This window comes from Ignavibacteriales bacterium (assembly GCA_016709765.1).
GTDB lineage: Bacteria > Bacteroidota > Ignavibacteria > Ignavibacteriales > Ignavibacteriaceae > IGN3.
In genome coordinates this window covers 454,967-469,894 of the sequence record JADJMD010000012.1, presented here as the reverse complement: position 1 = coordinate 469,894, position 14,928 = coordinate 454,967, and the positions used below count along the sequence as shown (strand labels likewise).

The following is a 14,928-nucleotide window of genomic DNA, read 5'->3' as shown; positions in this document are numbered from 1 at the left end:
TTTTACATTTTGAACTTTGCGGAATATTCTAAGTGTGATTGCTCGTCTTAATAATCACACAGATTAATCTTCGAAAACTATTTATTTAAAAATTACTTTATGAATTATTGTATGTTTATCAATTCAGCTAATTTAATTTCCTCAACAACTAATCACATTCAAATAACCAAAATGGAGACACTATGAAAAGAGCTCTTCTTTTAATGCTCGTTACGACTGTTGTTTTTGGCATTCTTTCATCATCAACAAATGCACAAAGTAATGTTGATAATGAATTGAAATGGTCAAGAATCCAAGCAGATAAAAATGCCGTATCACCAGTTCAATCAGATTACAATTATATTCAGGGACCACCTGTCTTTCAAAAATATGATTTTGGTGAAACTGATGTTTTAGTAATGCCTAACTATAGAATTTTGCCGGCAACGAATACTACTCAATCAGAGTTATCAATTGATATTCATCCATCAAATCCGAATATATTATTCGCAAGTGCTAATGCAACTAACTGGCCATTTTCAACAATTTGGGGTACTGGTGTATATTGGACTACAGATGCCGGTGCTAACTGGGGTGGAGCAAATAACCCTCAGCCATTATTTGGGTCAACTAATTATGGTGACCCTTCATCAGCAATTGGACCAAATGGATATTTTTATGAAGGCTATATTACTTTAGCTGGTGGAATGGGTGTGGCTACATCAACAAATAATGGTGCAACTTGGACATCATCAGTTGTTTCCGCGTTATCGAGCGATGACAAAAATCATTTAATGGTTGATAAACAAGTTACCAGTCCTTATGTAAATAGAGTTTATAATACATGGACAGATTTTAACGGCGGCGCAAATAACAATCAGGTTGTTGTTAAATCTTCAACTGATTTTGGGGCTACATGGGGCACACTCATTAATTTGAGTGCTTCGTTAAATCCTGGAAGTCACGGTCAAGGATGTAATGTTCAAACAGGACCAAATGGTGAAGTTTATGTTGTATTTGCTGTTTATGATAACTTTCCAAGTGGTGAAGACGCAATTGGTTTTGCAAAATCTACTGATGGCGGAGCTACATGGACTAAATCCAGAATTTATGGAGCTATGACTCCTAACGGAAACTTTAACTTTGGAATTAGAGGAAATCTAAAACCAACTTCAATCAGAGTCTCATCTTTCCCGTCTATGTCAGTTGACCGTTCAGGTGGCCTAAACAATGGTAATATATATATTGTATGGCCGCAAATAAATGTTGCGCCTGCTGGTACTGATCCTGATATTGTTTGTTTAACATCTACTGATAACGGCGCAACATGGAATGGTCCTGTTAGAGTTAATGACGATGCTCTTAACAATGGCAAAGAACAGTATTATCCATGGTGTACTGTTGATCAATCATCAGGTCAGTTAAATGTTGTATGGTATGATAATAGAAATACAACTAGTGATAGTACCGGTGTTTTTATGGGTAGGTCTGTTGATGGTGGCTTAACTTTTGAGAACTTTCAGGTTAGTGATCAAAACTTTAGACCAAAACCAATTTCCGGTTTAGCAACAGGTTATCAAGGTGATTACATTGGTATAGTTGCTGCAAATAACAAAGCCTATCCTTTCTGGATGGATGATAGAACCGGTAATTATCAAGCTTGGATAACTGAAGTTACATTTGGTCCTTCAATTGATCACACTCCGCTTACAAATACAGAAAATTTAACAGGTCCTTATGTTGTAAACGCAGTTATATCATCAGTAAATCCTTTAGTTGCCGGAAGTATAAAATTATACTGGGGCAGAGGTGTTGGTGCCTTAACTGATAGTGTTGTTATGACAAACACTGGTGGCAATAATTATACGGCAAATATTCCGGGTAACGGGGCAAATGCAGTTTATAATTATTATTTAGCTGCTGAAGATAACCAGGGATTCCGTTCTACATTACCTGGCGGCGCACCGACTAATTACTTTACATTTAGCGCTGCTACAGATGTAATTCCACCTGTAATTACGCATACGGCCATAGGAAATACAGCACAATTAAGATGGCCTATAGATGTAACTGCTGATGTTTCTGATAACATAGGTGTTGCATCTGTTGAATGTGAATTTAAACTTAACGGTGGAGCAGTGGTTACATTCCCAATGCCATTAATAAGCGGCAGCACGTATACAGGAACATTTACGGGTTCTGCTGCAATAAATGATGTTGTCGAATATAGAATTAAAGCCACAGATAACTCATCACAAAGTAATGTTGCATATAGTCCGGCTTCCGGATTCAATTCATTTACAATTATTGATGTTTTAGGATTAGTTCTAGTTGTAGATGATAATGTAACTTTGGATAATAGAATTTCACCTGATAAAGGCGGCGAAGTTGATGAATCTATACCTTTGGGTGCTTCAGCAACATTGTTTAATACTACGCTTACAGCTTTAGGTTATTTAGTTGAAGAGGTTACCTGGGCTTCATTAAATACTGCAAATCTTAATAATTATGATCTTGTAATTCTTGCCGCAGGAGATAATTCATCAACAATGTTTAACGATGCCGCAAAGAGAACAGCTATAACTAACTGGACTTTAGCCGGTGGTAAAACAATAGTTGAAGGTGGTGAAGTTGGATACATTTATAGAAAATCAACATCTGATCTTGATCCATTATTTAGACAGAATGTATTAAATGATAGTGCATGGATTAGTGATAGATCATCCAATAATCTAGTATTGGTAACACCAACACACCCAATTTTTACAACTCCTAATACAATTACTGGCCCTCTTACAGTTAACAACGGCAGTACATCATTTGGTGCTAGAGATGAAATGACCTTATTAAATAAAGCCGGCGTAACTAGAATAGCAAATTGGTCTGGTACGACAGTTCAAGCAAATGCTTCACTTATTGTTCATAATCCAAACAATGACACTGTTGTTTGCAGAAATATTTTCTTTACCTTTGCAATTTCTCTTTTAGCAGATCAAAATGTTGCTGCTGATCTGATCGAAAATGCTGTTGGATATTTATTTAGAGATATAGTTCCTGTTGAACTTACATCATTTACAGCTAATGTTAGTGGTAACAGTGTAAACTTAAGCTGGAATACAGCTACTGAATTAAATAATAATGGTTTTGAAATCCAGAGAAAATCAGCAAACAATCAATTTGTAAAAGTTGGTTATATTGCAGGATTTGGAACTACAACTGAACCAAAAGCATATTCATTTACCGATTCTAAAATTGCTGTTGGTAATTATTCCTACAGATTAAAGCAAATTGATTATGATGGTACTTATGCATATTCAGACGAAGTAAATGTTGATGTATCTGGACCAGCTCAATACAGCTTGGAACAAAACTATCCGAACCCATTTAATCCAAGTACATTAATAAAGTACTCGGTAGCACAGGATGGATTTGTAAATGTATCAATATTCAATTTACTAGGCGAAAAAGTTGCAACACTTGTAAATAGTAATATGAAAGCAGGAAGTTATGAACTTAACTTTAATGCTTCACAATTATCAAGTGGAGTTTACTTCTATTCAATAGAAGCAGGCAACTTTAAAGCAGTAAAGAAAATGATGCTAATGAAGTGATTTATCACTTCATTAGTAATCCCTATGGGAATGTTGATGAAGTAATTCTTGTCACCCTGAACTTGTTTCAGGGTAGCATTTAACTTAAAGATCCCGAAATAAATTCGGGATGACAGAATAAAGGCGAGTCATATGGCTCGCCTTTTTTATTAACTGTCCGATAAGTTTATTCTAGTCACTATTTATACAATCAATTATATTTTATAAATTTATATAAACAAAAAAAGGGAACAGGATGAATAGAATATTTGAAATAATTTTTTTATTGGTGACTATTACTATATTCAATTCAATTGTCATTGCTCAGACAGTTGAGCAAAAAAAATGGTTGTTTGATTTTTCTAATAAGTCTACTGAAGAATGGTTACAAAAACGAGCCGAGGCAGAGTCATTGGCTGCCATTTATAATATGCCTGTGCTAAAAATATTAAGTGATGGTACAATTATCGAATTGCAAAGATTCGAAAATGGTTTACCTGTTTATGATATGACAGATAACTTATCTGCCGCTGCTACCATTTCCACAAGATATGTTTGGCCTAATGGATTGGGTGGTTTCTCATTGACTGGGGAAGGACAGATATTAGGATTATGGGAAGCTGGAGGCACACCTCTTTTTACACATCAGGAGTATTACGGAAGAGTAACGCAGATGGATGCTGGGGGCAGCACTTCTGAACACGCATCGCACGTTGCTGGTACAATGATTGCGACTGGTATTAACCCAAATGCTAAAGGAATGGCATTTCTTGGAACAATTAATTCTTATACCTCCAGCAATGATCTTGGTGAAATCTCTACTGCATCTGCAAATGGTTTAAAAGTTTCAAGTCATTCCTATGGAAGTATAGAAGGCTGGCGAGATGATTATTTTGGCGATGGAAGATGGGCTTGGTTCGGAGATCCGACAATAAGCGAAAATGAAGATTATTCTTTTGGTTTGTATTCGTCAACTTCCAGCGCTTGGGATCAGTTTTTATATAGTGCTCCTAATATTCTTGTATGTAAAAGTGCAGGAAATGATAGGGGAGATGGACCAGGTCCAAATACTGAGCATTGGGTTTTTAATGGTGGATGGGTTTTATCGACCGTAACCAGGGAAAGAGATGGTGGCACAGAGGGTTATGATTGTGTTAACGACCCGAGGGGCATAGCAAAAAATACATTTACAATTGGAGCTGTGAATGATGTTCCAAACGGATACAAATCTCCTTCGGATGTAATTATGAGCTCATTCAGTAACTGGGGTCCACTCGATGATGGAAGGATAAAACCTGATGTGGTTGCAAATGGCGTAGGGCTTACTTCAGCTACTAATACGTCTCCAACCTCGTATGCAACTTTAAGTGGAACATCGATGTCAACTCCAAATGTCTCTGGCTCTGTAGCCCTTTTACTGCAACAGCAGTTGGATCTATACGGTATTAGTAACCCATTTCGTTCTTCAACAATGAAGGCTTTGTTAATTCACACTGCCGATGAGACTGGATCAGCGCTAGGTCCTGATTATATTTTTGGCTGGGGACTGATGAACACATATAAAGCTGCTCAGTTAATGATGCTTGATTACGAAATAGGTGTTAATAATCTTATTAAAGAAGTTAATTTAACTCAAGGAAATTTTTCTGAATTTCAGGTTCAATCAAACGGAACTGAACCTTTAAAAGTTACAATATGCTGGATTGATCCGGCTGGAACACCGCCTCCAGTTTCATTAAATCCACCTAACATAATGCTCGTTAACGATCTTGATTTAAGAGTTACCGATCCAGCTTCTACAGAGCATCAACCATGGATTTTAGATCAATCAAACCCATCTGCGGCTGCAACAAATGGAGATAATATCAGGGATAACATTGAGCAAGTTTATATTGAATCACCGACTGCAGGTACTTATACGATTAAGATCAATCATAAGGGAACACTAAGTGGTGGTTCACAAAATTTTTCAGTTATAGTTAGCGGCAATGTTGTTCCTGTTCCTGCAACAATTACTTTAATTGAACCAATTAACTCAGCTCAGGAGATTTTTCCAGGAGAGGTTTTATTTAAATGGAATCGTGCATCAAGAAGTATGTTGTATCAATTGCAAATTTCTAATGATTCAACATTTGCAACAACTATCTTTGATACATTGTTAAATGGTATTTACACCACTCTATATGATTTACCATCACAATCAACTGTATATTGGAGAGTGCGTGCTTCAAATGGCGGTGGTTATGGAGATTGGTCTTCAACTAATTACTTTACCACAACAGTGGCTTTGCCTTTAACGCCAGAATTATTGAGTCCTGAAGATAATGCAGTACATCAGGGACACAACTTAGATTTTGAATGGTCATCTTCTCAGTGGGCATCATCTTATAGAATTCAAATTGCAACTAATCAATTATTCACAAACTTAGTTGTTAATGATTCAACACTTACATCAAATTCTTATCAAGCAAATGGATTGGCGGAAGGAAAGAAATTATACTGGAAGGTGAATGCAAAAAATACATCTGGCACCAGTGCTTTTTCAAGTAGAAGAATTTTAACAACAAGATTATTTACACCACATACATTAACGGCAATTGCGGATGTAAACAATCATGTTGTCTTAAACTGGATTGATAGCTCGTCTATTGAAACTAAGTATTATGTGTTGAGGCGACAATCAACCGGAAGTTATTTTAGTATTGATTCTCTTGGCTCAAATCAAACGACGTACACAGATACTTCAGCACAATTGGGCGAATCATACTCCTATGCAGTTTATTGTGCAAATTCTATTGCACAATCTGATACAAGTAATGAAACTATATTAATCACCGTTAATGTTGAAAATGAAAATGAGTTGATTCCGATTGAGTATTCGTTGGAACAAAACTATCCGAACCCATTCAACCCAAGTACTTTAATAAAGTACTCGGTGGCACAGGATGGATTTGTAAATGTATCAATATTCAATTTACTAGGAGAAAAAGTTGCAACACTTGTTAACAGTAATATGAAAGCTGGAAGTTATGAACTTAACTTTAATGCTTCACATTTATCAAGTGGTGTTTACTTCTACTCAATAGAAGCAGGCGACTTTAAATCTGTTCGTAAGATGATGTTGATGAAATAGTTCTTGATACCCTGAATTAGCTTCAGGGTCTGACTTATGAGATTCCGAATCAAGTTCGGAATGACAAAATTAAAGCGAGCCATTTGGCTCGCTTTTTTTATATTAATTCATTACGTTTCGAATAGCATTTTATAAGGGGCTTATTATGGAACGTAAAATTTTATTTATTTGCTTTCTTATTCAGAGTGTTATCCTGCCACAAAATAATTTTATCAGACAAATCACAACTGGTGATTTTGATGCGAGGAATCCATTTATCTACAAAGATGAGTTTGGATCATATCCACCTATATTTTTTGAAATGCACAAGAACGGTCCCTCAAATATTTACCAGGTTAGTTATAATTCAGATGAACAGAATTTTAGTGATACTGTTGCGCTAACATTTGGTAATCATATGGATATCAATCCATCCTTTGAAAGAAATGTTGGGCTTATTTTTCAAACTGATAGAAGTAGCAATTGGGACATTGCCGTTTTACCGGACAGTAATAGTACCTGGGGTGAATTGAGGTATATAGCAAATACACCCGCAAATGAAGAACTACCTCAGATAATACAGTCCATGTATGGATTTCAAGATTCGATAAATATTCTATACAAGAGAGAGGATGAAATAGTTTTTACTACTTATGGAACCCAATACAATAATGAAAAAGTTTTATTTAGAAATAATTCTAATTTTTATTACTCAGATTTTGCCGGAACTATGATTGAATATTGGGGTGTGCAGGATGGTGTGTATGCATTTGCCGTTAAAATTGACACGGCAAAATTAAAAAGTATTGTTAGTAGGTTTAAACCTGCTGGAAGTGATTGGCAGGAAGAAGTATCATTGTTAGATGCATGCGATTGTTCTAATCTTTCCTCCCAGGTTTTAGGCTATTCCTTTTGGAACATTACTTATGAAGATACGCTGGATGGACAAAGAAAAATTTTTGGAATAGATAATTGGGCTGTACCTCCATTTATTTATGAAATTCCCATACAGCACGAGGGAAACCTTTCTTCATTTGATTTATATGCATTATTGATTGTAGGTAAAAATGAGAATCAAAAAATCTTTGATCCTGAATTGTATTTCCCGCATACATATCTTGTAAAAAACAATGAAACAACAAAAGTGCGTTTTGATTTGTATGATTATGGATGGTGGGGCTTGGATAGTCTTCACCAAGTTTCAATTACAAACTCACAGCTTGCAGTTGGTCCGATCGGTGCGGATAATAGTGGAATAGTTGTTTATACAGTTTGGGAAGACAGCATTGATGGCCACATCCAATTGTTTGGGGTACCAACTCATTTGCAATATGGTGCTGTAAAAGATGATTCTTACGCAAACAATTTTGTATTGTATCAAAACTATCCCAATCCATTTAATCCGTCTACAAAAATTGAATACAAATTATTTCAAGCCTCAGATGTAAAGTTCAATGTTTTTAATTTACTTGGTGAAAAAGTTTTTGAACTAAATTATGGCTATCAAACAGCAGGTAATTATAAGATAGATTTTAATGCTAAAAATTTACCAAGTGGAGTTTATGTTTATTCTATTTATACTAGCCAGAATAGACTAAGCAGGAAAATGTTGCTGATGAAATAAGTAAAACTAAAGACTTTAAACGAAATGGCGAGCATTATAACTTACTTTTTTAAGATTGTCATCACAATCGAAGTGAAGTGATCTGTAAAATAATTTAATAGATTGCTTCGTTCGAGGACCTGTCTGCCGACAGGCAGGCTCACTCGCAATGACGGGTGTGTATTAATAATCCTCTTCCAGCAGCCAGCCTTCTGCTAAATCTGGAGTAATTTCTGAAATGAATCGTGATGGTTTTGAGAGTGTCATCCCAGCTTCACGATCGTAAAGGTTCATTGGATAAGTAACAAACAAATTATTTTTAGCACGTGTAGAGGCAACGTACATCAATCTTCTTTCTTCTTCTAGGGTTTCTAAACTTTCAATCGATCTTGCAGAAGGGAAGTAACCTTCAACAGTGTGAATAATAAAAACAGAATGCCACTCCAAACCTTTTGCAGAATGAATGGTGGAAAGAGTTACATATTCTTCTTCTTTGTCTGTTGCGTTAATATCAACAACACTTTCAATAATCGGTTCAATAGCCATATCGGAAAGTAAGGAATCAACCGAAGTATAATTCTCAACAATATTCTGAAATATTTCTAAATCTTTTTTTCGTTTATTCCAATCATCATAGTTTGCTTTGAATAAATCCCAATAGTAATCATAAACTTTTTGCACCATTTCTGATGGAACTAGTTTCTTTTTCTGAAGTTCGTATAAGAGATAGAACAATCTACCAAGATTGCGATGTTTAAATCCAGGCTGCTGGTCGGGTTCAGCTTTAATTGTAATTCTTGCAGTTGCCAGTTCATCCAATATTCTTTGAGCAGTTTTAGGTCCAATGCCTTCGTGCAAAAGTAAAACTCTATACCAGCTTATAACATCCTTTGGATTTACAACAATTCTTAAAAAAGCCATTACATCTTTAACGTGTGCGGTTTCAACAAATTTCATTCCGCCAAATTTTTGAAAAGGCACATTTGCTTTTGCTAGCTCAAGTTCCAGATCAAATGAAAAGAAAGAAGAACGAAACAGCACAGCAATATCTTTTAAGGGAACGCCTTCTTCTCTTAAATCAAGAATTTTTTCGACAATAAATTTTGATTGAAGATTTTCTGTGGACGCAGCAACAATGTTCGGAAGCTGTCCACTTCCTCGTCTCGAGTAAAGATCTTTTTTATATTTTTCAATTGCCGCTTCGTTAATACGATTTGCAAAGTCTAAAATAGACTGAACACTCCTATAATTTTCTTCAAGCTTAATAATTTTTACATCATCAAAAAGTTTTGGGAACTGCATGATGTTATGGAAATCAGCACCGCGGAAAGAATAAATTGACTGAGAATCATCACCAACCACCAATACGTTTTTACTATACTGTGCTAGTCCTTTTACAATTTCAGATTGCAAATAATTCGTATCCTGATATTCATCAACCATTACAAATTTAATTTCTGAAAGAAGAGATTTTACCGCAGGACCGCCTTTATGGAGAAACTCACGTAAGTAAACAAGCAGATCATCATAATCAAGAAGATTGTTTCGGCGTTTATACTCTGTAAATATTTTTTGAATCTCCAAGATTTTATCTAACAAAGGAATAAAATGCGGATAATCGTTTTCAATTATCTCCTCAACTTTTCTTCCAGTGTTTACACTTAAACTAAAAACTTTGTTGAGAGTTTGTTTGTTGGGAAATCTTTTTTCTTTTGTGATGAATCCATCCTGTGAGCGAATAAGATTTATCACATCAGCACTATCACCCTGATCAAGAATCGTGAAGGACGAATCAAGTCCGATTACTTTTGCATATTTTCTAAGAGTAAGATTTGCAAACGAATGAAATGTGCCGCCACGAATTTTTGAGCATCTATCATCAAGCAGCATTGATGAGCGTTTCATCATTTCATTAGCAGCCTTACGCGTAAAAGTTAAAAGTAGAATCGAGTTTGGATCATAACCAAGTTCAATTAATCTTGCAACACGAAAGACTAACGTACGAGTTTTACCAGTTCCTGCACCTGCAATTATAAGATAACAACCATTTACCGCAGAAGCGGCTTCAAATTGTGATGCATTTAATTCTTCGCGGTAATTAATTGTAAAACGGGCTTCGTCCGTTTGTTGAACCAAGCCCGTTTGATTAAGTCTTTTTAAAGTATATTTTTTCTGATTCATCTACGCAGTGCTTTTGGCTTTCCTAAAATTTCTGAAAAAAGTATATACTCTCTAACAGTTCTTGGATTTTTCAATTTACGATTAAACTCAGTTATAGCAGCTTTTCGAATTCTAGAGCTGGCTAAAACACTTTCAAACTCTTTTGCACCTTCTTCAATTTTTGAATCAACTTTGGATACCTGCTTTGTAGCAGGAATATATTTGTATGATGTGTTTCTATCGTAAGTTTTTCTTGAGCCAACAGGTTTTTGATCCTGCACACTTCGCTGCATTCGTTTATCAACAATAAGATCAAGATCCATATCTTTTATTTCACTCGAACTATATATATCTGATGATTCAACTTGTTTAGGTTTTGGCTGATCAGGAATCTTTAAATTACCTTTAAACATATTTTCAAGTTCACGCAGTATATCATATTCCTCATTCTTCTTAACCGCAACATCAGAGTTCAGACTAGTACTTTTTTGTTGATAAGAAATCGAATCAGTTTCCCGTTCTCTAGGCAAAGGATTTTGCTTCGTCGGCCCTTTCTTTTTAAAGAAAGAGCTTAAGAAGCTAAAAATCAATATGCCGTAAATCAGATATTGAAATAAATCATCCATCGGTTTTTTTCTTTTCTTCCGGTTGTGATATTGATGTTCTCATATCCGTATCAGCTTGAATGTTTTTAAGATTATAATAATCCATTACACCAAGATTACCTTTTCTAAATGCATCAGCAATTGCTCTAGGAACCTCTGCTTCTGCTTCAACAACTTTTGCTTTCATCTTTGAAACTTCTGCTATGTTCTCCTGCTCAGTTGCAACTGCGGCAGCTCGTCTTTCTTCAGCTTTTGCTCTTGCAACTTTAAGATCCGCTTCTGCCTGATCAGTCTGTAAAATCGCACCAATGTTTTGACCAATATCAACATCGGCAATATCTATTGAGAGTATTTCAAATGCAGTTCCACTATCTAATCCTTTTGCTAAAACGGATTTTGAAATCTTATCAGGATTTTCCAGCACTTCTTTGTGAGACTGACTGGAACCGATAGTGGACACTATACCTTCACCAACTCTTGCCAGAATAGTTGCTTCTCCGGCGCCACCCACTAATCTTTCAATATTAGCTCGAACAGTAACTCTTGCGATAGCCTTTAATTGAATACCATCTTTTGCAACCGCAGCAACCAATGGTGTTTCAATTACTTTTGGCACTACAGACATTTTAACTGCCTCAAGTACATCTCTACCTGCAAGATCAATTGCGGTAGCACGTTCAAAAGTCAAACCAAGATTTGCTTTGTCAGCAGAAATTAATGCATTTATTACCTTAGTTACATTTCCCCCCGCCAGATAATGTGCTTCAAGTTTTGCTTGATCAATAGTTAATCCTGCTTTTGTAGCTGTAATCATGCTTCTAACGATTAATACCGGCGGTACTTTTCTTAATCTCATTCCGACTAAGTCTCTAACTATTTTTACTTTTACTCCGGAGAAGTAAGCAGTAATAAATAAGCCAAGCGGAACGAAATAAAGAAAGAGAATTAAGAATAATGCAACCGCAATTATAATTACGATTGACAATCCTGTTAATGCTTCCATTTATACTCCATAAGTTATTTTGAAATATTACTTTAAATTAATAAACTGCTAAACAGATATCTGCCATTTAATGTGCCCGTATGACCAATAGTAAGATTTTATGACAGGTATATTATCGATATTGCAGAATAATTTTTCTTTCTGAAGCCAAATTATGGAAAATTTTAACCAAATGTACTGGCATTTGAATTGCGCCTATTAAATAGCTAAACTTCAAAAAATGAATATATTCGAATCATTCATTATACGCTGGCTTGATATGGGTCTTTAGTTATTGTTATATTTCAATTGTGAAACGAATTTAGAGAAGAATTTGTTTCATTATTAATCAAATTAAGGAGTAATATGGACGGAAATTTCTCAGATAGATTGCAGGATGTAATTAGACTTAGTAGAGAAGAAGCTCTTAGACTTGGACATGATTATATTGGAACCGAACATCTATTGCTTGGAATCATTCGTGAAGGACAAGGAGTTGCTGTAAGAATTTTAAGAAATCTTGATAGCGATTTAGTAAAACTTAAAAAAGCTATTGAAGATACAGTTAGAACTTCCGGCGGAACTTTAACAATTGGAAATATCCCACTTACAAAACAAGCGGAAAAAGTTCTAAAGATTACACAAATCGAATCTAAAATTTATAAAGCTGATGTTATTGGAACGGAACATCTACTTCTCTCATTACTTAGAGATGAAGATAATATTGCTACGCAAATTTTACATCAGTTTAATGTTACTTATGATTCAGCACGATCAGAACTTAATTCAATGCTGAGCGCTAAAAACCCCAAAGATCCTGGACAAAAAGTTCCTCTATCAATGGATAAAAAAAATGATAAAACCAAAACCCCTGTGTTGGATAACTTTGGTCGTGATCTTACAAAACTAGGGATGGAAGATAAGCTTGATCCGGTTGTTGGAAGAGAAAAAGAAATTGAACGCGTTGCACAAATTCTAAGCAGAAGAAAAAAGAATAATCCTGTTTTAATTGGTGAACCGGGTGTTGGTAAAACTGCAATTGCTGAAGGTTTAGCACTTCGTATCATCCAGAAAAAAGTACCAAGAACTTTGCAGGATAAACGAGTTGTTACGTTAGATCTTGCAGGACTTGTTGCAGGAACAAAATATCGCGGTCAGTTTGAAGAGAGAATGAAAGCTTTGATGAATGAACTTGAAAAAGCTGAAGATGTAATTCTTTTTATAGATGAACTTCATACAATTGTTGGTGCGGGCGGCGCAAGCGGTTCACTTGACGCTTCAAATATGTTTAAACCAGCTTTAGCTCGAGGCGATATTCAATGTATTGGTGCTACAACTTTAGATGAATACAGAAAATTTATCGAGACAGATGGAGCGCTTGATAGAAGATTCCAAAAAGTAATGGTTGATCCTCCAACGTATGATGAAACAATTCAAATACTTGAGAACATTAAATTTAAATATGAAGAGCATCATCGCGTTCGTTACTCTTCAGATGCAATTCAAACAGCAGTTAAATTGAGTAATCGATACATAACAGATCGTCATCTTCCAGATAAAGCCATCGATGTAATTGATGAAGCAGGTTCAAGAGTTCATATGGGCAACTTTGAAGTTCCACAAGATATTCTTGATCTTGAAGAAGAGATTGAAGGTGTAAAAAAAGATAAAGCGCGCGTTGTTAAAATGCAGGATTATGAGGAAGCCGCACGCTTGCGTGATAAGGAAAGAAACCTTCTTTCTGATCTTGATACTGCAAAACGAGAATGGGATACGAAAACAAAAGACATCGTGCACGATGTAAGTGAAGATGATATTGCTACTGTTGTTGCAATGATGACAGGAATTCCTGTTAATCGTATCGCTCAAACAGAATCTGAAAAATTGTTAAAAATGGCTGATGCGCTAACTAAATCGATTGTTGGCCAGGATGAAGCAGTTCAGAAACTTACAAAAGCAATTCGCAGAACTCGTGCTGGATTAAAAAGTCCAAATCGTCCTATTGGTAGTTTTATTTTCTTGGGTCCAACCGGTGTTGGTAAAACGGAATTGTGTAAAGTGCTTGCAAGGTATTTATTTGATAGCGAAGATGCGCTTGTACGAATTGATATGAGCGAGTATATGGAAAAGTTTTCTGTATCAAGATTAGTTGGAGCGCCTCCAGGATATGTAGGATATGAAGAAGGCGGACAGTTGACTGAAAAAGTTAGACGTAAACCTTATTCTGTTGTTTTGTTCGATGAAATTGAAAAAGCACACCCGGATATATTTAGTTTGCTGCTTCAGGTACTTGATGATGGTACTTTAACCGATTCTCTTGGAAGAAAAGTTGATTTCAAAAATACAATTATAATTATGACATCTAACGTTGGAACCAAGGACATAAAAAATATCAGTAAGTTCGGGTTTGGCGGAGATGACAAAGCTGATAAATATTCTAGTTTGAAAGATACAGTTGAAGAAGCGATGAAGAGATTATTTAATCCTGAATTCTTAAACAGAATTGATGATACAATTGTATTCAGAAATCTTGATAAAGAAGACATCTATAAGATTATAGATATAGAAATAAAAGATTTACTTACAAACATCAAAGAAAATAAATTAACCCTGCAGCTTGATGAAAGTGCAAAAGAATTTTTAGTTAACAAAGGATTTGATGAAAAATTTGGTGCTCGTCCATTACGCAGAGCATTACAAAAATATGTTGAAGATCCGTTAGCTGAAGAAATATTGCGTGGTTCATTTAAAGAAGGTACAACAATTATAGCCAAGCACGTAGAAAATACTGAAGACTTAGTTTACTTTGATGAATCATTAGAGCATCCCGATCCAAATGTGCAGCCGGAAAAAACTGATTTGGGTGAAAACTGATATTTTTTTTTCTAATTACAATT

General features: G+C 35.4%; 7 protein-coding genes. 4 read left to right on the top strand and 3 right to left on the bottom strand.

The window, feature by feature from the left end; translation table 11 throughout:
- Nucleotides 1-182: 182 nt before the first annotated feature.
- From IPJ23_07910 to IPJ23_07900, 3 genes are all read left to right on the top strand, one after another.
- Nucleotides 183-3,590: a T9SS type A sorting domain-containing protein gene (locus tag IPJ23_07910; GenBank protein MBK7630611.1), complete on the top strand. Its 3,408-nt coding sequence runs from the start codon at nucleotides 183-185 to the stop codon at nucleotides 3,588-3,590.
- 235 nt (nucleotides 3,591-3,825) lie between these two features.
- Nucleotides 3,826-6,702 (top strand): S8 family serine peptidase, encoded by a 2,877-nt coding sequence (locus IPJ23_07905; GenBank protein ID MBK7630610.1) that lies wholly within the window; start codon nucleotides 3,826-3,828, stop codon nucleotides 6,700-6,702.
- A gap of 145 nt (nucleotides 6,703-6,847) precedes the next feature.
- Entirely contained in the window at nucleotides 6,848-8,305 is a 1,458-nt protein-coding gene (locus tag IPJ23_07900) for a T9SS type A sorting domain-containing protein (protein ID MBK7630609.1), read from the top strand.
- Between the two features lie 162 nt (nucleotides 8,306-8,467).
- Here the strand turns inward: IPJ23_07900 and IPJ23_07895 are convergent, their stop codons facing one another.
- Genes IPJ23_07895 through floA form a run of 3 tightly spaced genes read right to left on the bottom strand, consistent with a single transcriptional unit; the run spans nucleotide 8,468 to nucleotide 12,052 of the window.
- On the bottom strand, nucleotides 8,468-10,465 hold the full coding sequence (locus IPJ23_07895; GenBank protein ID MBK7630608.1) for an ATP-dependent helicase: 1,998 nt from the start codon (nucleotides 10,463-10,465) through the stop codon (nucleotides 8,468-8,470).
- Nucleotides 10,462-11,070, bottom strand: a complete 609-nt coding sequence (locus IPJ23_07890; GenBank protein ID MBK7630607.1) for a hypothetical protein — start codon at nucleotides 11,068-11,070, stop codon at nucleotides 10,462-10,464. The genes IPJ23_07895 and IPJ23_07890 overlap by 4 nt, the downstream gene beginning before the upstream one ends.
- Nucleotides 11,063-12,052 (bottom strand): flotillin-like protein FloA, encoded by a 990-nt coding sequence (floA, locus tag IPJ23_07885; protein MBK7630606.1) that lies wholly within the window; start codon nucleotides 12,050-12,052, stop codon nucleotides 11,063-11,065. The genes IPJ23_07890 and floA overlap by 8 nt, the downstream gene beginning before the upstream one ends.
- A 345-nt stretch (nucleotides 12,053-12,397) precedes the next feature.
- Between floA and IPJ23_07880 the strand changes: the two genes are divergently transcribed.
- Entirely contained in the window at nucleotides 12,398-14,905 is a 2,508-nt protein-coding gene (locus IPJ23_07880) for an ATP-dependent Clp protease ATP-binding subunit (GenBank protein ID MBK7630605.1), read from the top strand.
- Nucleotides 14,906-14,928 lie beyond the last annotated feature (23 nt).

Bases quoted from the DNA above. Each gene is read 5' to 3' on its own strand.
- IPJ23_07910 (MBK7630611.1), top strand. From the start codon at position 183: ATGAAAAGAGCTCTTCTTTTAATGCTCGTTACGACTGTTGTTTTTGGC.
- IPJ23_07905 (MBK7630610.1), top strand. From the start codon at position 3,826: ATGAATAGAATATTTGAAATAATTTTTTTATTGGTGACTATTACTATA.
- IPJ23_07900 (MBK7630609.1), top strand. From the start codon at position 6,848: ATGGAACGTAAAATTTTATTTATTTGCTTTCTTATTCAGAGTGTTATC.
- IPJ23_07895 (MBK7630608.1), bottom strand. From the start codon at position 10,465: ATGAATCAGAAAAAATATACTTTAAAAAGACTTAATCAAACGGGCTTG.
- IPJ23_07890 (MBK7630607.1), bottom strand. From the start codon at position 11,070: ATGGATGATTTATTTCAATATCTGATTTACGGCATATTGATTTTTAGC.
- floA (MBK7630606.1), bottom strand. From the start codon at position 12,052: ATGGAAGCATTAACAGGATTGTCAATCGTAATTATAATTGCGGTTGCA.
- IPJ23_07880 (MBK7630605.1), top strand. From the start codon at position 12,398: ATGGACGGAAATTTCTCAGATAGATTGCAGGATGTAATTAGACTTAGT.